We start from the raw sequence: 19,986 nt of genomic DNA, 5'->3' as shown, positions 1-19,986 counted from the left end.
GAAATACTCATAGGGAAAGAATTCGCTATGATGTCTCTGAACTTTATGCGCCAAGTGACCTTGCGAAAGTTTGTGTATTTTACTACATAATCATTAATTCAATGGCTTTTTTCCTTGTAAAACATTGAGATAATCGTCCAATCGATCCATTCGCCCTTCCCATTCCCGACGATAGGAGTCTAACCACTCATCCAACTCTTGAAGCGGTTCTGGTTTTAGCTTATATATTCGACGGTTAGCCATAGGCTGAACCTCGACAAGGCCAGCTTCGCTCAAAACGCGAAGATGCTTCGAAGCTTGGGGTTGGTTTAGATTTAGCCTTTCTGCAATTTTCCCTACTGGAAGTGGTTCTTCAAGAAGAAGATCTACTATAGCTAGTCGGTTGGGTTCCGCCAAAGCACTAAATGTTTGTGTGTTCATGATGACTTCTCTCCTAACATGTGTATTTTTCATAAATCAAAATGCTGTTAAATTAAGCATACCACCCCCGAGTTTTTACTTTTAACAATGTCGTATCCTGTTGTTAAATCAATTATTCCATAACAGGAATATTCCTGTCAAGTAATATTAATGATGTTTTTTAGAATGGTATGAAATAATAAGCAACAAACGGGTGGTAAGAGTTATACAAGTCGATTATTAAAAAGAGTAGCAGACCGTGCGTCAATAACTAAGCAACTCCCGAGAACGATCTAAGGCAAGTCATTTTAAGAAGGATAAGTTCTACTTCCAGAGTTGGTTAACTGGGATGACTGATTAATATGTACAAGTTATAGCATAAAGGAAAAATTATTTAAGGGAGAGTGCATTCATTTTAAGTAATGCACTTATTTACTTGATAGATTCTACAGTTTATATTTAAAAAAAGACATTTAATGACTATACTGGAAATGTTTATAGAATAATGAATATCAGATTTATACAACCAATTGTACATAGCTTCGTCTAAATAGTTAAAAGGATATAGAGATTGAAGAAGGGAGTACCTATGTGGAATCAAGATGATCAACGAGTAGATGAATTATTGGAATGGTTAATGAATGAATATGGGCAGAGCATAACACGACTGGCATTTACTTAAAAGCAGAATCACATGGCTGAAGATATTGCCCAAGAAGTATTCATAAAGTGTTATCGTAAGTCGGGTGAGTTTCGGCATGAATCCTCTTGGGCGCATATCCCAGATCTTCTATGGCGTTAGATATATCCCAAGGTTTGTTATTATTATTGGATACCCCATAATAAGTACCAAATTTTACTTTTGCTTCAATTGCAGCCGAAAAAAACTCGACAAGATCTTCTCTTGACAGCAAAGTTCGCGTTAAGCGATCGTCATGTTTTAAAGCATCTTCTTCATTTTTTTCTGGAACTGAGCCGATTCTGATATTAATTATCGATAAGTCCGAATGTAAAGAAAAAATAAAGCCTGCTTGTTCAGAAGCAATCTTCAATACCCCGTATAATCCTTTAGGGTAAGGATAATCTTTGGTTGTTATTTCACGTTCTAACTTAGAATGGCCATTTTCCTCATAGTAATCAGTAACATGATTACTACTAGCAAAGATGACTTTCGGTATTTTGTATTTCGTCGCAATTAACATGATATAGTAAGTCGCCTTAAAGAAGACATCTGTCATCTGGTCAAATACTTCTTCGGGTTCAATGGCATGAGCAGTATCGATCCGGAGTAAGTTTATAATAACATCTGTGTCTTTTGGCATTTCAGAAGCTAATTGCTTAAAATCAGTAGCATCTACATAGCGGTGTGTTGAGGTATTATTTTTGATATTTTTATCCAAAACTAGCACATCATAATTGTTTTGTAACCTTTCAAACAGGATGTCACCAACTGTCCCCGATCCGCCAATGATTGTGATTTTCTTCAATGTGATCATGCCCCCTCCAACTTTTCTTCTATGTAGTCTAACTCTTTTCCTCATGAAGATACATGTTCGGGCTAATTTGTATGATTTTAGGTCGAATAACAACAGTCTAAAGGACAGGAGAGGCGAAAAAAATGCCCCCGTGTCTAGAAGCAATCTAAATGTCGGGAGCGACGAAAAAAAGCGTCCTCCCATCAAATAGAAGCACGCCAGCTTTTTCTCTTGCCAGAAACAAGGAAAGTCTTAAGTTATACCGACTGTATAAAGTCCGAGATAAATGGCAATGCCGCTCCTTTTGGCACTCCTTGTTCTAGGGAGCGACTAATATGAATGAATCGTTGGTCACTTGGGAACGCCGTTTTCTGATTAACTTTTTCGTGTAAAATCTCTAGATCTTGTTCTGTGACATATGGTGAAAGATGGCCACCTATAATAAATTCGCGATTAATGACAAGGTGAATATTATTGATAGCAAAAGCTAAATTCTCTAGGAATTGATCCCACCTTTTGACATAGTCAGGTGTTCCTTTACGAACCTCCTGGAAAAAGTCGTCTAACGTATCACCTTTATTTAATAAGGCACTAACGGAACAATATGTCTCCATGCACCCTTTTTTTCCGCAATAACAGCGTGGACCATCAGGGTTCATCGTCATATGTTCTACTGTACCGCTGTGTCCTTCTTTTCCCATTTCGATCTGATTGTGAATAATGATGGCGCCACCGAGATGTGTCCCAATTGATAAATAAACGGCATCTCCAATATCTTTTCTAAGCCATAATTCCGTCGTTGCAGCACATTTCGCATCATGAATAAATTTACATGGGTATGGAAGGTGCTGAGAAAATGCTTCAATTTCTAATCCTGTACAATCAAGAATTTTTCCATATGTAATAGTTTTCCCATTTGCTGAAGTGAGGGCTTGTACTGCAAAGCCTACCCCTAATACTTGGTCTGATGAGAGCTCCAATTCAGTAATAAATGCTTCGATTTCGTTACTCAATGCTTTGAAATATAGATCATCCTTTGTAAAAGCAAGTGTCCTTTCCTTTTGCTGAAAGACTGCCCCTAATAGGTCTACAGCGAGGAGTTTAACTGTATGTTTTTGAATTTCGACACCTATACTTACACGAGCTTTTGCATTAACAGCATAGGCTGTTGCTCGCCTACCTACGGACGATTGAAATTGTCCACTTTTTTCAATAAGATGCTCCTCTTCTAAGCGGACAAGGTTTTGTGTAACAGTCGGTAAACTTAGTTGAAGCTGATTGGCGATTTCTTGTTTTGAGCTTTTCTCGTTTTGGTACAGTAACTGAAAAATCGCTGAATAATTGCTCTTTTTTATATCTTTAAACGTGATGTTATTATCCATGAAAATACCTCATTATATAAAAATATTTTATAAAATTAGTTTATTTAAATATACCATATTAATTGTTATTCCTACAACATTCTTTAGAGGCTGCAATAACACTAAAATATATATGTTGACGTTTTCACTCATTCATACTATTATATAAATAAATTTTATAAAACTATTTTACAAAATAAATTTATGAAAAAAGTGAGGGAGAAAAAATGGGAATTATCGAAAAAATGAGATTAGATGGCAAGAAGATTTTTGTAACTGGGGGCGCACGTGGAATTGGGAAAAGTGTTGCGACTGCTTTTGCTGAAGCCGGTGCTGATCTTGCTATTGTTGATTTGGATGTAGAGGAAGCAAAAAAGACAGCAAAGGAAATTGCTGAAATGAATGGGACAAAAGCTATTGCCATCAAAGCAGATGTAACGAAACCAGAAGATGTAAACGCTATGATTGGCCAATTTTTAGCTGAGTTCGATCGTTTGGATGTTGCTTTTTGTAATGCAGGAATTTGTATCAATGCACCAGCCGAGGATATGACCTTTGAGCAATGGAAAAAAGTTATAGATATCAACCTTTCAGGCGTCTTTTTGACGGCTCATGCTGCTGGAAAAGTAATGCTCAAACAAGGGGGCGGTTCCATTATCAATACTGCTTCCATGTCAGCTCATATTGTTAATTACCCGCAGCCACAATGTGCTTATAATGCCTCCAAAGCAGGTGTGATTCAATTGACAAAATCATTGGCAGTGGAATGGGCAACAAGAAATGTCCGAGTTAATTCAATCAGTCCAGGCTATATGGGTACAGAGTTAACCTTAAATTCGCCAAGCCTAAAACCATTGATCGAGCAATGGAGTGATATGACACCTGCAAAAAGGATTGGTAAACCGGAGGAATTGCAGTCGATTTGTGTATATCTTGCTGGAGATACAAGTAGCTTTACAACGGGATCTGATTTTGTAGTAGACGGTGGCTTCACTAGTATTTAATTTAATGAAGTACCTTTATGTAACTAAACAAGAAAGCGTTAACAAAAGATATAAATAAGGTGGCAGAAGAAAATGACAAAGAAAAATGTATTATTAATGAGTGCCATTTTATATACTATCGGTGACTTACGGAGAGATAATGGTGTCGTTAATCTGTAGCAAGTATGGAAAAAGCTATTTTGACATAAAGGCGTAGCTTTTTTCTTGATCAAAATTGTTGTTTCATTCATTCATTTGAATACTACATGGCGTTGAAAGACTATCGTTGAAGGAAGCAGTCTAATTTATCATGATGATAAAAAGCAATTTCAGACAAAAATCAATCAATCATATTATAGAAGGATGGAAATGTAAGTGTTATGATTAGTATACGAATTTAGTAAAGAGCATTTTAATATTCATATACTAAGGGTGATTAATAATGAAGTTATCTGTTTTTACGGTAATGACACCGGATCTTGAACCAGAAGAGTTGATTAATGAGTTAAAACAACAAGGTTTTGATGGTGTAGAATGGCGGTATAAGGAAATTCCGACAGAATTAACAAAAGAACCCGTTAGTTTTTGGGGAAATAACAAATGTACACTCACCCCAGAGATTGCTGAAGAGGAAATCAAACAGTTAAAAACAAAAAGTGAAGCAGCAAATATTGAAGCTGTGAGTGTTACTCCTTATTTAACATCGGGTGATTTAGCAGGAACAGAACAAGTCCTAAAGCTTGCGAAAGCACTAGGTGCAAGTTTTATTCGCCTTGGAGTACCCAAATATAATCGTTCAGAAAATTTTAATACTCTATTCGATGATTGTAAGCGTTACCTTGAAGAGTGTGAAACGTTGTGCAAAAACTATGGTGTGAAAGGTCTTGTTGAGACACATCATCAAACAATTGCGGCAAGTGCCAGTGCAGCGTATCGATTAGTAGAAGGCTTGGATCCAAATGCGATAGGTGTCCTGTTTGATCCTGGCAATATGGTCCATGAAGGATATGAAAATCATCGTATGGGGATGGAACTACTAGGACCATATTTAGCACATGTTCATGTGAAAAATGCAAAATGGATAAAAGATTCATCCAAGAATGGTCATCAGTGGAAAGTAGCTTGGGAGCTGGTGGACGAGGGTATCGTAGACTGGGTACAGGTGATAGATGATTTAAAATCGGTTAACTATGACGGATACATTGGTCTAGAAGATTTTAGTGGAAAAAAAGAAACAAAAAAAATATTAAAATATAATATAGAGTGGCTTAAAAGCAGGCTATAGGAGGAGAGTATGAAAATAGGGTGTTGTACCAATATCGATCATGTTGATTTTGTGGTTGCAGCAGGGTTTGAATTCCTTGAGTGTACGGTAGTATCGCTAGTCCCGGAAAATGATGCAGATTATGAAGAAATTCGTAAAAAGTTTCAGGATAGTCATTTACCGATAGAAGTATGCAATGTCTTTTTGCCGGGTCATCTAAAAGTTACAGGAAACGATGTAGATGAAACGGCAATTGAAACTTACCTGTCAAAAGCAATTCCACGGGTGAGAGAAATTGGTGCAGATACGGTTGTTTTCGGAAGTGGTGGTGCCAGGTCATATCCTGAACATTTCTCCAAAATAGAGGCGGAAAAACAGTTAATACGATTCTTGCATATGGCAGCAGAATATGCAGAAAAACATGATATAACGATTGTGATTGAGCCGTTAAATAAAAAAGAAAGTAACATCATCAATAGTGTTCCAGAGGCGGTGGAGTTAGCTAAAAAAGTAAATCATCCATCAATTCAAGTATTAGCTGATTTTTATCATATGGACGAAGAACAAGAACCTTTACAACATACTGTAGATGCGGGTTCATTCTTAGGTCATATTCATGTAGCAGATTCTGATCGATTAGCACCTGGGACAGGAACTTATCCTTATGAAGCATTTGCAAATTATTTGAAAGACGTTAACTATTCCCATCGAATATCGGTCGAGTGTGAATGGAGGAATTTTGAAGAAGAAGCAAGTAGAAGTTATAAATTTTTAAAAAAACATTTTAGGAGTGACAACGATGAATAAATCAATAGAAAATCTATATCTCTATTACCGAAATGTAGATGTCAATTTTCGAAAAAGTGATTTTTTTGTTCACTCACATGATTATTTTGAAATTTATATGTTTCATAAGGGAGATTGTAAATACTTGATTAATGACCATGTGATTCAGTTGCACGAGAACGATATTATTGTAATGAACGGATCGGCTTTACATGGGCCAACTCCGACGGAAGGCCAACCATATGAAAGAACCGTTATCGAATTTTCTCCTGAATGGATGAGGTCAATTATTAATCAATTAAATGTTCCGGAAATATTAACCCCTTTTGATGAACTTGGCAATATATTATTACGTGATATTGATTTACAGAAGTTTGAGGAAATACAATCTTTGTATCAAAAGATATATATAAAGCAATTAAACTTGAAAAATTCAGCGAAACAGTCGATTGAGAAGCGGATGCTGAAAGGGGAGATCACTACTTTATTTATTGAACTGTTATTTATTATCTATGAATTAAGTAAATCTAAACTGACAAGTATGCCCATAGGAAACACGCACAAGATGAAGCATGTCAATAAAGTAATTACATGGATCGACTATCATTATCACCAGCCTTTAACATTAGACGAAATATCAGCTCAATTGCATATTAGTAAATATTATATGTCTCGGATATTTAAGGATGTTACAGGTATCACAGTGATGCAGTACATGATGCAACGACGGTTATTACGATCAAAGTACTTACTGGAAATGCATCCAGAAAAGTCGATTTTGGATATTGCATTAGAATCCGGATTTGAAAGTGCTTCTCATTTTAGTAGAAAATTCCGCAAGCATTATCAAATTACACCATCGGAATATCGTAATCGAGATGAAAAAGATTCTAATAGTAACACATTCATCAACCATTTTTACTAAGCAAGGACAGACAAATATATCATGGGATTCGAACAATCAGAGCTAAGATTTATCGATATGGTTTACATATAATTGGTGGTAAAGTAATTCGTTCAAACAAATGTAAACGTTAACAAAACGATAATTTGTTAAAAGGAGGGGAAGGGATGGCTCAAATTAATGAGAATGGCGTGGAAAATACGGTAACCATTAACGACAATGTTGAAACAATCAAAAGTAAGAAACGAAAAGCTACGTTTACATGGTATATATTTTTATTACCAAGTTTCATTGGTATTTTATTATTTATGGCCTACCCAATCGTGGAATCATTCCGCTTGAGTTTTTTTAAATCAAACGGGACGATTGAATCATTTATAGGTTTACGAAACTTTCAATTGGTATTAACGTCTAAAACTTTTTGGAATACAGTATGGAACACTTTTTTTATCGGGTTCTTTCAAATCTTTATTACTATTCCCCTTGGGTTTATTTTCGCTTCCTTAATTAATTCTGTTAGACGTGGACAAAATTTCTTCAAGGTAGTTTATTTTTTACCCAATGTAACATCTATCGTCGCGGCCGCTATGATATTCCAATTCGTTTTACATCCCGAAATGGGTGTTGCAAATTATGCATTAAATGCAATTGGCCTACCTACCTCTACATGGTTTTCTGATCCGTCTACTGCTAAGTGGGGAGTGATTTTACTAGCAGTTTGGCATTGGATAGGTTTTGTCATCATTATTTGTTTAGCGAATTTACAAGCGATTTCTCCTGAAATGTATGAAGCAGCCAAAATCGACGGGGCTAGCGGACTTCAGCAATGGTTATTTATTACGATTCCAAACATGTCCGGAACCTTTGCGTTTTTATTAATTACTGGTTGGATTGGAAGCTTACAACGTTTTAATGAAGTCTATGTTTTAGGCGGCCCCAACGGTAGTCCAGCTAGGTCGATTCAAACAATGGGCGCGTTTATATATGAAAGAGGTTTTACAGGGTTTGAATTTGGGATAGCTTCAGCAGCAACATACATTATGTTTGTGATTATTTTAATATTTACTTTCATTAATTTGAGAGTTTCGAGAATGCAACTCTAGTTGATCACGGTGCTGTCCGTAAAACCCCCGCTAAGGGAAGTCTTACTTTAAAAGAAGGAGGTCAGAATATGGATCAGAAAACTAGTGAAAGAATATCAAATATAGTAAAGTTTATCATCTTGTTGGTATGCGGAACATTACTGATGATGCCATTTGTCTGGATGGTAAGTGTTGGTTTTGATCGAACGGCTAATATTACCATGCCTTTCCCCCCTCGATTAATACCGGAAACAATATCAAACTTTAACTATGGAATTGTTTTTGAGAATGGAAGACTCATTAAATCTTATATTAACTCCGGTATTGTCACGACAAGTTCCGTTTTTTTGCAAGTATCCGCATCATTACTTGCAGGGTATGCCTTTTCCAAAGGTAATTTTAAATATAAGAGACTTCTTTTTATTCTTGTATTGTGTACGTTGATGATCCCAATGGAACCAAGACTTATTCCGTTATACACATTATTTAATAGTTTTAACTTGTTAAATACCTTTTGGCCATTGATTCTACCAACTGTTATTAATGGTATGCTTATCTTTCTATGTAAGCAATTCTTTGATCAGCTACCGACAACTCTTCGTGAAGCAGCACAAATTGATGGCGCAGGAGAGTTTAGAATATTCTTTACCGTTTATTTACCACTAGCAGGCCCGATTGCAGCGACAATGGTTATTCTTTCTTTTATTTGGAGTTGGAATGATTTCATGTGGCCATTGGTTGTTTTAAATAATCAGGATCTCCATACGGTTCCGCTATATCTCGCAAGCTTTTCTTTAGAAAATGGAACAAGTTTAGGAGGATTAACGATGGCCCTTGCCACCGTTAGTATATTACCTATCGTAGTACTGTACCTTTTCTTGCAGAGATATATTATTCAAAGTATTGCATTAAGTGGAGTGAAGGGAGAATGATGGTCAGTTGTTCTGTTTCAGGAAGTAAACTACTATTCTTTAAGGGGGTAAAAAAATGAAACAAGTTAAAAGTGTCTGGCTAATGTTATTGTTTGCTTTAGTAATAACCGTTTTAACAGTAGGTTGCAGCTCAGATGATACTGCAGGTGATGATGGCTCAGAAACAAATGAGGATGCTGTAGAAGGTGATTGGGATGGCCAAACCATAAAAGTCCAGTTAATTGGTGATTTTGATTTGGAAGACTCCACAGATCCTATTACAGGAGAGACGACTCAAGGTCTTCAAGTTATTAAAGATGAGTTTGAAAGTCAACATCCTGGTGCAACAGTTGAGTTTATTATCATGCCTTGGGAAGGGTATACAGAAAAGACGCAAGCAATGATTACTTCAGGTGAAGCAGATGTTTATCAAATGCCTGGTATTGCAGACTTTGCAGCTCAAGGGGTAGTAGAACCACTAGAGCCATACATTGAAGAGGACCCTGATTTCGATTTGGATAGATTTATAGATAATCAAGTGGATGGCTGGAAAGCACTTGGTCCTGATAGTGATGAACTGGGGATATACGGCCTACCTTTCTTAGGTGATGCACGCTTTATTGCTTATGATAAACAATTATTTGATGAGTGGGGTGTTGAATATCTTTCTGAATACCCTACAATGGACGAAGTAACGGAAAAGGCAAAACAGATGACAGGAGAAAATCCGGTTACAGGTGAAAAAAACTATGGTATTTGGTTCCGTGGTGATTGGTCTTCTGCTTTCACATTAATTAATCTTGCTGAAGGTCAAAATGGCAGTTGGGGATCTGGATTTGCCTGGGATGAAATTGAATTCAATTTTGATAGTCCAGAAATGGTATCCGGGTTAGAGTGGTTATTAGAAATGCAAGAATATGCACCTGACGGACTTGTAAGTGACCAGGGTAGTGAAAAATGGCTGACACCAGACAACGATATTGCTATTATGCTTAATCAAGGTCCTGGTGATACGATTATGTCAGCATATGCACAAGGCCTTGGTGATCGCATTGCCATTGCCCAAGAGTTTAAAAATGATGAAGGTGTAGGCGGCATGTTTGCAGGAAGTCCAATTACAATGGCCAAAGATAGTGAAAATAAAGACTTAGCTTGGGAATGGATGAAGTTTGCCACAAGTGAAACTGTTCAACAATATATATTCGAAGAGGCAAATGGAATGCCAGCTATCCAAGCGGCAGAAACATGGGATAGTTATGCAAAAGTGGAAAATCTAATGGATCCGACCATGGAAGCAATGAGTACACCATGGACACCTAGATACCCTTGGGCTTCGTCACAACCACGTTTTATATTAACTTCTGAAGTTGAAGCTGCTTTGACTGGTGAAAGGTCAGCTCAAGAAGCAGTGGAAAAAGCCCAAGTGGAGAGTGAAGAATGGTTGGAAAATAGAAATTAAAAGGTATAATTTGATGAAAAAAAGGAGGATTAGCCTCCTTTTTTCATCGTTTTTTTACTGCGATAAGTTCCCTTAAGAAAAAGTGACAAAGGCAGTACAAATTAAATAACAATAAAATGGAAGTGAAATGGGTGAACGAAAAATGTATCATGAGGGGATTTTATATAAGACAATGGTATGGATTTCGCGTCTTGCCTATCTTAATATACTTTGGCTATTATTTAGCTTAGGAGGTTTACTATTCTTCGGTTTTTTTCCGTCTGTAGTTGCTGCACTGGCAATTGAAAGGAAATGGATTCGCGGTAATCGGGACTTCTCTTTATTCAAACAATTTTGGTTAGAGTTCAAGAATAACTTCAAACAAGCAAATTTGATAGGCTATTTTTTGATATTTGTGGGAGGTTTACTATATGTAAATATTATGCTGGTTAGCACGATTGATCACTGGCTTCGGTGGTTACTCTTGTTCTTGCTATTTGGTTTGGCATTTTTAGTAAGTATTATCTCCACCTATATCTTCCCGACATTTGTGCATTACAATGCTAAATTTATAGATTATATAACCTATGCATTTGTGGTTGCACTTGTATCTCCTTTAAATACTATTTTGATTCTGCTTAATATTTGTGCCTTTTTCTTTATTGGTTATTATTTCCCTGGTATCATATTTGTATTTACAGGAAGTGGATTGACGTTTATAATGATGTGGTTTTCCTATCAATCATTGAAAAAAATTGAAAATAAAACTTCTCTTTACATGAAATCCACAATGTAAATGTGACCACTTTAAGAAAGCTCAAAAAGATAACGGTCACAAACGTTGTAGAACAACTTTATAGCGGAGGCCGGCCGCTTCAACTCCTATGGGAACTGTTTTACCTGAAGGTCCACTTTTCCAATCGATTTTTGCTTGGAAAAGTTAGCTGAAGGGAAAACCCCACGGAAAGGGAAGCGGGCAGCCGAAGCGATGGCCTAGCAGGTTAACCATTTCAAAATAACCACCTTATTATAGTTCAAAATACTATGATACTCTTCCTTATCTTATTAAATACAATATAGTATGGAGGTTTAACTTCCATGCTTATTTTTTTAGATGAAATAAACAATAGCAAACGTATCAGGTGTCTTGTTAGAAAAAAAGAAATGTAAGGGCTTTCCTTTCTGACTGTTTTTCTGTATCATAAATTTATACAAACAAATGGATGGGGGTATCAAAGTGCCTTATTTAAGTGGATTTTTCAAATTTCTTTATAGTTTTGGTAATTGGTTAGCTAAAATTATGTTTCTTCATATATTATGGCTTGTTTGTACTCTTCTAGGTTTAGGGATTTTCGGATTAGTACCAGCAACGTTGGCAACGGTTTATATCATTCATAAATGGTTTGTAGAAGGATTTGATATACCAATAATGAGACCATACTGGAATTTCTATAGAACAAATTTTTTAAAGGCAAATGGTTTTGGTTTGATATGGGTAACTATAGGGTTATTTCTTTATGCAGATTACTATATCTCTAAGCAATTTATTCAGTCCTTTTATTTCCATAGTTTTCTTATCATATTAATGGTGTTGTTTACTATTAGTTTATTTCATTTTCATACGGCATTCATTCGATATGACTTGAAGTTTTTTCATTACTTTAAACAATCGTTATTGATAGGTTTAGCTCGACCCATCGAGTCTATAGCGATGGTGATAACATTATTACCAATATATTATTTATATAATATATTTCCAATTTTTATAGTGTTTATGGGATCATCATTAACACTTTACCCAATTGTATGGTTTTCTTATCGTGCTTGTATTTTGGTAGAAGAAAAGAGAGAACGGATACATAAAGAAAGCACAAGTCTGTTATAGAGAATGTTCAAAAAGTCACCAAATGATAAGCGGCGAATCTCTTCGTTGGCTTGTTTCTCCGTTGCTCACGTATGTAAATGCATACGCTCCGCTACTCGAACCTTCGCCGCCTCGACCTTCTAGCTTCTCATTCGGCAGCTTTTTGAACACGCACTTATAGTAATACATTCATTATTTTGTGTTTTTTGGAGGGGCTATACCATGATCAAATCTAAATTATTCATAAAATATATTTTTTCTTATTTATTTGTATTTTTGGTCCCTTTTATTGTAATGAGTTCTATTATTTATACGAACTCTGTTTCTGATCTAAAGGAAGAAATAGAACAGTCAAATTTAAGTAAATTAGAGCAAGTTGCAACACTTACAAACGAAAGGGTAAGTGAATTAGAAACAATTGCTAATCGTATAGCGTATGACCCTAGGTTAACACCATATATGTTGAAGCATGAATATTATGGTTCAGAAGCTATTGATGAATTGAAGAAATATAAGGCAAACAGTTCAATCATTGAAGAAATTCTAATATATTACCATGGGAATGACCTTATTTATTCTTCGGAAGGTTCCTATACGGTCCCTTCCTTAATCAGAAAATACCAATTTTATAATTGGGATAATGCCCATTTAGTAGAAAACTTGCAAACAAATATTCCAATTAATACGGTTGTTGATCAATTATCGCCCCAAGAAAGAAACAACCATTATATTACATATTTTTTTCCTTTAACATTAGATAACAACAATAGTTATGGAACGGTTGTTTATCTTATTAAAGATCGAACAATCAATGAATTAATAGCAAATACGATGAGCGATTTTAAAGGTAATGCTTATATCATATCTGAACATAATCAAGTTATTGCTTCGACGATAAAAGATGAAAATATAGATAGTAAGTCGATAGATATTGAAAATAATAGCTATGGAGAGGTAAATACTGTTGAATTAAATGGAAATGAATATTCACTCGCTATCGTAGAGTCCGATATAACAGGGTGGAAATTTATTATTATGATGGAAACAGATCAATTCTTTGAACGCTTATCTAATACAATAATGATCATGATTATATTGTGTCTAAGTCTGTTTATTGTGGGTAGTATTTTAGCGATTGCTTTTGCCAAAAAACAATATCAACCTATCAGATCTTTATTCGATTCAGTAAGTAATAACAGGAAATTGGAATTAAAAGGAATCAATGAATTGGATACTATTAAGAGAACCGTTACCTCTGTGTTTGAAGACCATGAAATGCTTAGTGAAACGATATTTAAACATCAAACTTTTGCAAAGGATCAATTTTTAACGAATATTATTAAAGGTGACTTTACTACAGAAGAGGAAATCAACAGTTATAATGAAACGTTATACCTTGATATTCATGGTGATTATTATTGTTCGATGATTATTTCATTGGAGAAGCAACAATTGTCTAAGGAAAAGATAACAGAACGTGAAACTATTTATGAATTATTTACTAATATAACTTTAGAAGATGTTACAGCATATGGCATCGATTTATTATATATGGATGCCATTGCTTTAGTAGTTAAGATTAATGGTGATCGATCGGTTGCTCAAACAAAACGTAATGAGTTTGTAAAGCAATTAAAGTGGGACATAAAAGAAATAACCGGAATTAAACCAATGATAGGAATAGGGAAAGTATATGATAAGACTACTATGATTAACAGGTCTTATATTGAAGCGTTAGCAGCATTAGAGCACAAATATTTCTATAGTCAGGGAAGTTGCATTTATTTTGAAAACATAAAAGAAGAAAAGGAATTCGATATTGGGTATCCCAAAGAAGACTTGTTGAGAATCGTGCAAAGTATTAAGCAGGGAGATAGTCAAGTTGCTAAAGAAGCCTTGTTATCCGTTTTTGATAATTTACAACAGAATGAGCTATCTTTGTCCTTTTTAAAGGCCATATGCTTCGACATTATCAATACAGTGATGAAAACTATTACAGAAATAGGTGTTAACCCATCTAAACAAAAATGTGAACAAATCTTTGATTTCCAGACTATAGAGCAATTATTTGAGAAACTGAATGACTTAGTTTTTTATGCTTGTAAGGAAGTGAATGAGAATAAGAAGAGTCATAATGAACAACTTAAATACGATATTATTGAGTATTTGCATAAGCATTTTGATCTTTATGATCTATCGTTAGAAAAAATAGCGATTGAATTTCGATTGTCAGCTTCGTATGTCAGTCGATTTATTAAAGAACAAACCGGCTATACATTTAAACAGTATGTGCAGTATTTACGCATGGAAGAAGTGAAGACTCAGTTAGTCGAAACGAATAAACCCATCAAAGCAATTGTGTTGGATGTAGGTTATAAAGATGTGGCAAATTTTACTCGTAAATTTAAGAACGAGATCGGAATCACACCAGGAAAATATCGACAGATTTACACAGAAACGGCTAATAATTAACCCTCCATTGTTTATAAATGGAAGGGTCTGATCTATAAGTTAGTTCCTTTTTCCACCAACTAAAATATATTCGTTTTTTAGTAAAAGTTTGATGATATAGCTTGCGCAAACTCGTGACTTCACTCGTGAGTTAGCAAGCTTCGGTTGAGGCAAGCATTAGCTATGTTAATCAACCGACATATTATAAAGGTAATAGTATATTTGGCACCAAACGTATGTTATGCTATTTTAAAGGATCTTTTTTCTGTTTCAGCTATTCATTAGGAAGTATGGTTAGGCCTTTGCATCCATAATCAGAAAAAGTGTAAGAGGTGAATACGATGCTGCGACACAAAGCCTATAAATATAGAATCTATCCAACCAAAGAACAAGCCATTCTTATCACGAAGACAATAGGTTGTTCCAGATTTGTCTATAATTATTTTTTGGATCAATGGAATACGTGTTATGCAGATACGGGAAAAGGACTAACTTATTCCGCTTGTTCTAAGTTGTTAACCCATTTAAAGAAACAACCCGATACAGAATGGCTTCGTGAAGTAGACAAGTTTTCCCTTCAAAACGCTCTTCGAAACCTCGCAGATTCATTTTCGCGTTTTTTCACCCACCAAAATGATCAACCACGTTACAAAAGCAAAAAGAACCCTATTCAAAGTTACACCACACACTTCACGAATAACAATATTGCCGTTTGCGACAAGTATATAAAATTACCCAAACTTGGATGGGTTACATGTGCTAAAAGTCAAGAACCAACAGGACGTATTGTAAAAGCAACCATTCGCAAACAGGCTAGTGGTACCTTTTTTGTGTCGATTCTTTGCGAAGAAGAAATGCACGAATTACCCAAGACAGATTCGGCAATAGGGCTGGACCTTGGCATCACAGATTTTGCGGTTTTTTCGGATGGACATAAAGTAGACAATAATAGATTCACGGCCAAAATGGAAGCGAAACTTAAACGGGAGCAACGTAAATTGTCCAGACGAGCATTGGTTGCAAAAAAGAATGGCATTAGCCTGTTTGAAGCGAAAAACTATCAAAAGCAAAAACGAAAAGTGGCCCGCTTACATGAAAAAGTAATGAACCAACGCAACGACTTTCTAAATAAGCTCTCCACAGAAATCATCAAAACCCACGATGTGATCTGTATGGAAGATTTAAACACAAAAGAAATGTTGCGTAATCACAAACTAGCGAAAAGTATCTCTGACGTATCATGGTCTAGCTTTGTTGCGAAATTACAGTACAAAGCGGAATGGTACGGTCGTGCCATCATCAAGGTGGATACATGGTTTCCATCTAGTCAACTATGTTCGGAATGTGGTCATCGAGATGGCAAGAAATCACTCGACATTCGAGAATGGACATGTCCTGTTTGTCATGCCCATCATGATCGTGACATCAATGCTAGTAAAAATATCTTGGCCGAAGGTCTAAGGCGGTACACATTGGTATAATCATTAAAAACAAACAACCGTAGGTACTACGGGGATAGCTTGGTAAATAAGAGAAACCGCTGCTGGTAAAGAAATAATCTCGCAAGTATGCTCTCTTCCCAAGAATCTCGTGACTTTAGTCATGAGAGGTTCAAATATTCCTGTTGTGATAGTCTTGCATCCACTAATTAGTTTGTTCTTTAGCAAAAATATTATTATCAAGGATTACATATAAATTATAGTATTAACATATTGTGATTATCGTTGTAGTCCTCAATAATTGAGCAATTAAGATTTATTTTATAGGGGAGGAATATAAGTTGTTAAATGTAGCTTTGTTGAGTAGATGGCATGTGCATGCTGATGATTATGCAAATCAAGTTAGAGGAAATGATGACATGACCATTACGATGGTATGGGATGAAGATTTAGAGCGTGGGAAACAATGGGCTCAAGAACTAGGAGTTCCTTTTGAGGCAGAACTAGATGAAGTATTATCAGATGATAGGGTAGATGGGGTAATTGTTAACACACCGACTAATCTACATAAAAAAGTTATTATTAAAGCAGCACAATATAAAAAGCATATTTTCACAGAAAAGATCTTAGCTTTTACTATACAAGATTGTCAGGAAATAATGCGTGTGGTGGAGAATAATGGTATCCATTTAATGGTTTCCTTACCACGTTTAACAGATAGTTATTATTTATATGCTCAATATGTGTTAGATAGAGGTTTGCTTGGTAGATTGACACTTATTCGTTGCCGGTTTGCACATAATGGGGCGGTTCCTTCAGACAACAGTCCTTCCGGATGGTTACCAGATTATTTTTTCAACAAAGAGCAAAGTGGCGGTGGTGCCTTAATCGATTTAGGTGCGCATCCAATCTATTTAACAAATCGTTTAGCAGGTGGAGCAGCAAAAGAAATATCAGCTACTCTTCAATCTATTCGAGAACCGTATGATGTTGATGATAATGCACTAGTAACAATTGAATATGAGGCAGGTGTATTAGGTGTTGTGGAAACCAGCTTTCTCTCGAGTGGGAGTCCATTTCAACTTGAACTATATGGGACAGAAGGAACTCTTTTGATAGAAGATGAAAAAGTTAAACTAAAAACAAATACAGATAACACCTGGGTGACAGTTGACGAACTGCCAAGTCCCTTATTAATGCCAATGGAGCAATGGGTTAAGTCGATAAAACATCATATAGAACCGACAATTACAAAAGAGGATGTTCTTCATTTAACCGCTATTAACCAAGCTGCATCTCTTTCCAATACGACGGGGCAAAAGGTTAAATGGAGTGATATTATATAAAAACACAATGTGATAATTTTTCATAAAGAATATCTAAAATTCTATTGATTATTATATAAGCAAACTAAGGCTTTCGCTATAAGAAGGTGACGAAAGCCTTAGTTTCTTTATCGTGGTGCTAATCGTCCGTTAAACGCCCGCTGAGGGAAGTCTCGCTGTCATCAATTTCCAGTCTACTGTCTTCAACAATTGTCAAGTTTTACATATCGAATGAATTTTACATATCGATTAGGAAGTAAACCCTTTATTAATAAGGGGTTTCTTTTTATATTGTCTGAATAATGACAATTAAAAATTAAAACTACATATTGATAGCGCTTTCTTTGTTCGTTTATGATGAAAGCAGTTACATAACAAAAAAACACAACAAAAAAGGAGGAAAGTGCTGTATGAGTTTAGGAACAACAATCGCTAACAAATCAAAAGATGAAATAAATGTCACGAAGCTGAAAAAGTCTAGACTTAAAAAAATCTTACAAAATTGGCAATTGTATATTTTTATATTACCAGCATTGTTGTACTTTATTATCTTTCATTATGTACCGATGTATGGCATCCAAATCGCTTTTAAAGATTATGTTCCATCATTAGGATTCTTGGGAAGTGAGTGGGTAGGTTTAAAACACTTTGAAAGATTCTTTAATTCCTATTACTTTTGGGATCTTCTAAAAAATACTTTAGGAATTAGCGTTTATGAATTAATTGTTGGTTTTCCTCTACCTATTATTCTGGCTTTATTATTAAATGAAGCAAAAGATGGACTATATAAAAGGACAGTCCAAACCGTTACATATGCACCTCATTTTATTTCAGTAGTGGTTATTTCAGGTATGATTATTGCTTTTTTGTCACCTACTACAGGTATTATTAACCACGTCATACAATTTATGGGTTTCGAACCTATTAGTTTTATGTCCGATCCTAAATGGTTTAAAACCGTATATGTTCTTTCTGGTGTATGGCAAAGCACTGGTTGGGGTACGATTATTTATCTTGCTGCATTATCAGGAGTAGACCCTCAACAACATGAAGCAGCTATTGTGGATGGGGCATCGAGGTTTCAGAGAATTATGTACATTAATATTCCGACTCTAGTACCAACCATGGTTATTCTATTAATTATGAATTTAGGTAATATTATGGCATTAGGCTTTGAAAAAATACTACTATTACAAAACCCTTTGAATTTAGAATCATCTAATGTCATAGCAACTTTTGTTTATCAAGCTGGTTTATTAGATGCACAATATAGTTTTGCAGCAGCGGTTGGTTTGTTTAATGCTGTCATCAATGCAATCTTGTTAGTCGCTGTTAACCAGATTGCCCGAAAAACAAGTGAAACAAGCTTATGGTAAGGGAGGTTGTATAGAAAATGGATTCCACTTTGTATGAAACGAAAACCGATAAGCTGTTTAAGTTTTTTGTCTATATTTGTTTAACAATTGCGCTGATAGTCGTACTTTACCCATTAATTTATATTATTAGTGCTTCTATAAGTAATCCTACTTATGTTAATTCAGGGAAAATGTGGTTATTGCCGAAAGATATTACCTTTGAGGGCTATCGATTAATTTTTGGAAATGATTCGATTTGGCGAGGGTATTTAATGACTGTTGTGTATACAGGATTAGGTACATTCATTAATCTGTTGGTTACAATTCCTGCAGCTTATGCTTTATCAAGAAAGGACTTCTATGGAAGGGGATTTTTCACTGCTATTTTTGTATTAACCATGTTTTTTACAGGTGGATTGATTCCCACTTATTTAGTAGTAAGGGATCTAGGATTAATTGATACGATATGGGCAATGGTGTTACCTAATGCCGCGGCAGTTTGGAACATTGTGATTGCCAGAGTGTTTTTTCAATCCACAATACCAAAAGGCTTGGAAGAAGCTGCAACAATTGATGGAGCTTCCAATTTTAAATTGTTTTTTAAAATTATTTTACCTTTATCAGCTCCCATTATTGCTGTAATGGCTCTTTTCTATGGGGTAGGTCACTGGAATGGTTACTTTAATGCATTAATTTATATCTCAGATCGAGATTTATTTCCCCTACAGTTAGTATTAAGAGAAATATTAGTATTACAGGACATGTCTTCTAATAGTGCGACAATGACAGGGGATACAGCACAACTGATTCATAGTAATCAACAATTGGCAGCCATCATTAAATATGGGGTTATGATTGTTTCATCACTGCCAGTCATCATTGTGTATCCATTCTTACAAAAGTATTTTGTTAAAGGAGTTATGATTGGATCACTTAAAGGATAAAAAAT

At 35.4% G+C, this 19,986-nt stretch carries 17 protein-coding genes; 14 read left to right on the top strand and 3 right to left on the bottom strand.

The window, feature by feature from the left end; genetic code table 11:
• Positions 1-93: 93 nt before the first annotated feature.
• The 3 genes from GI584_RS22460 to GI584_RS22445 all read right to left on the bottom strand — a co-directional run bounded on the left by GI584_RS22460 (position 94) and on the right by GI584_RS22445 (position 3,256).
• Complete coding sequence (locus GI584_RS22460; RefSeq protein WP_153792688.1) at positions 94-420, bottom strand: ArsR/SmtB family transcription factor; 327 nt, start codon at positions 418-420, stop codon at positions 94-96.
• 701 nt (positions 421-1,121) lie between these two features.
• Positions 1,122-1,895 (bottom strand): NAD-dependent epimerase/dehydratase family protein, encoded by a 774-nt coding sequence (locus tag GI584_RS22450; protein WP_228552308.1) that lies wholly within the window; start codon positions 1,893-1,895, stop codon positions 1,122-1,124.
• Positions 1,896-2,131: 236 nt separating this feature from the next.
• Positions 2,132-3,256: an ROK family transcriptional regulator gene (locus tag GI584_RS22445; RefSeq protein ID WP_153792686.1), complete on the bottom strand. Its 1,125-nt coding sequence runs from the start codon at positions 3,254-3,256 to the stop codon at positions 2,132-2,134.
• A gap of 206 nt (positions 3,257-3,462) precedes the next feature.
• Between GI584_RS22445 and GI584_RS22440 the strand changes: the two genes are divergently transcribed.
• The 14 genes from GI584_RS22440 to GI584_RS22375 all read left to right on the top strand — a co-directional run bounded on the left by GI584_RS22440 (position 3,463) and on the right by GI584_RS22375 (position 19,981).
• Positions 3,463-4,239, top strand: coding sequence for an SDR family oxidoreductase (locus GI584_RS22440; RefSeq protein ID WP_153792685.1), 777 nt, complete (start codon positions 3,463-3,465; stop codon positions 4,237-4,239).
• Between the two features lie 421 nt (positions 4,240-4,660).
• Positions 4,661-5,503: a sugar phosphate isomerase/epimerase family protein gene (locus GI584_RS22435; RefSeq protein WP_153792684.1), complete on the top strand. Its 843-nt coding sequence runs from the start codon at positions 4,661-4,663 to the stop codon at positions 5,501-5,503.
• Between the two features lie 9 nt (positions 5,504-5,512).
• Complete coding sequence (locus GI584_RS22430) at positions 5,513-6,289, top strand: sugar phosphate isomerase/epimerase family protein (RefSeq protein WP_153792683.1); 777 nt, start codon at positions 5,513-5,515, stop codon at positions 6,287-6,289.
• Positions 6,282-7,193 carry an AraC family transcriptional regulator gene (locus GI584_RS22425; RefSeq protein WP_100358672.1) on the top strand — a complete coding sequence of 304 codons (912 nt, stop codon included), beginning with the start codon at positions 6,282-6,284 and terminating at the stop codon, positions 7,191-7,193. The genes GI584_RS22430 and GI584_RS22425 overlap by 8 nt, the downstream gene beginning before the upstream one ends.
• 146 nt (positions 7,194-7,339) lie before the next feature.
• On the top strand, positions 7,340-8,275 hold the full coding sequence (locus GI584_RS22420) for a carbohydrate ABC transporter permease (protein WP_153792682.1): 936 nt from the start codon (positions 7,340-7,342) through the stop codon (positions 8,273-8,275).
• Positions 8,276-8,343: 68 nt separating this feature from the next.
• On the top strand, positions 8,344-9,186 hold the full coding sequence (locus tag GI584_RS22415; RefSeq protein WP_100358674.1) for a carbohydrate ABC transporter permease: 843 nt from the start codon (positions 8,344-8,346) through the stop codon (positions 9,184-9,186).
• Between the two features lie 55 nt (positions 9,187-9,241).
• Positions 9,242-10,624: an extracellular solute-binding protein gene (locus GI584_RS22410; RefSeq protein ID WP_100358675.1), complete on the top strand. Its 1,383-nt coding sequence runs from the start codon at positions 9,242-9,244 to the stop codon at positions 10,622-10,624.
• Positions 10,625-10,751: 127 nt separating this feature from the next.
• Positions 10,752-11,399: a YesL family protein gene (locus tag GI584_RS22405; protein ID WP_153792681.1), complete on the top strand. Its 648-nt coding sequence runs from the start codon at positions 10,752-10,754 to the stop codon at positions 11,397-11,399.
• Positions 11,400-11,840: 441 nt separating this feature from the next.
• Positions 11,841-12,488 carry a YesL family protein gene (locus GI584_RS22400; RefSeq protein WP_157801804.1) on the top strand — a complete coding sequence of 216 codons (648 nt, stop codon included), beginning with the start codon at positions 11,841-11,843 and terminating at the stop codon, positions 12,486-12,488.
• A 201-nt stretch (positions 12,489-12,689) separates the two neighbouring features.
• On the top strand, positions 12,690-14,939 hold the full coding sequence (locus GI584_RS22395; RefSeq protein ID WP_153792680.1) for a helix-turn-helix domain-containing protein: 2,250 nt from the start codon (positions 12,690-12,692) through the stop codon (positions 14,937-14,939).
• Between the two features lie 320 nt (positions 14,940-15,259).
• Positions 15,260-16,399: an IS200/IS605 family element RNA-guided endonuclease TnpB gene (gene tnpB, locus GI584_RS22390; protein ID WP_153792679.1), complete on the top strand. Its 1,140-nt coding sequence runs from the start codon at positions 15,260-15,262 to the stop codon at positions 16,397-16,399.
• Positions 16,400-16,698: 299 nt separating this feature from the next.
• Positions 16,699-17,703 (top strand): Gfo/Idh/MocA family protein, encoded by a 1,005-nt coding sequence (locus GI584_RS22385; RefSeq protein WP_153792678.1) that lies wholly within the window; start codon positions 16,699-16,701, stop codon positions 17,701-17,703.
• Positions 17,704-18,092: 389 nt separating this feature from the next.
• On the top strand, positions 18,093-19,058 hold the full coding sequence (locus tag GI584_RS22380) for an ABC transporter permease (protein WP_100358681.1): 966 nt from the start codon (positions 18,093-18,095) through the stop codon (positions 19,056-19,058).
• 17 nt (positions 19,059-19,075) lie between these two features.
• A complete protein-coding gene (locus GI584_RS22375; protein ID WP_100358682.1) occupies positions 19,076-19,981 on the top strand; it encodes a carbohydrate ABC transporter permease in 906 nt (301 codons plus the stop codon).
• Positions 19,982-19,986 lie beyond the last annotated feature (5 nt).

Source organism: Gracilibacillus salitolerans (genome assembly GCF_009650095.1).
In the GTDB taxonomy this organism is placed as follows: Bacteria; Bacillota; Bacilli; order Bacillales; family Amphibacillaceae; genus Gracilibacillus; species Gracilibacillus salitolerans.
Note: the sequence above shows the minus strand (reverse complement) of the source record. Positions and strands in the feature narration are given on the sequence as shown.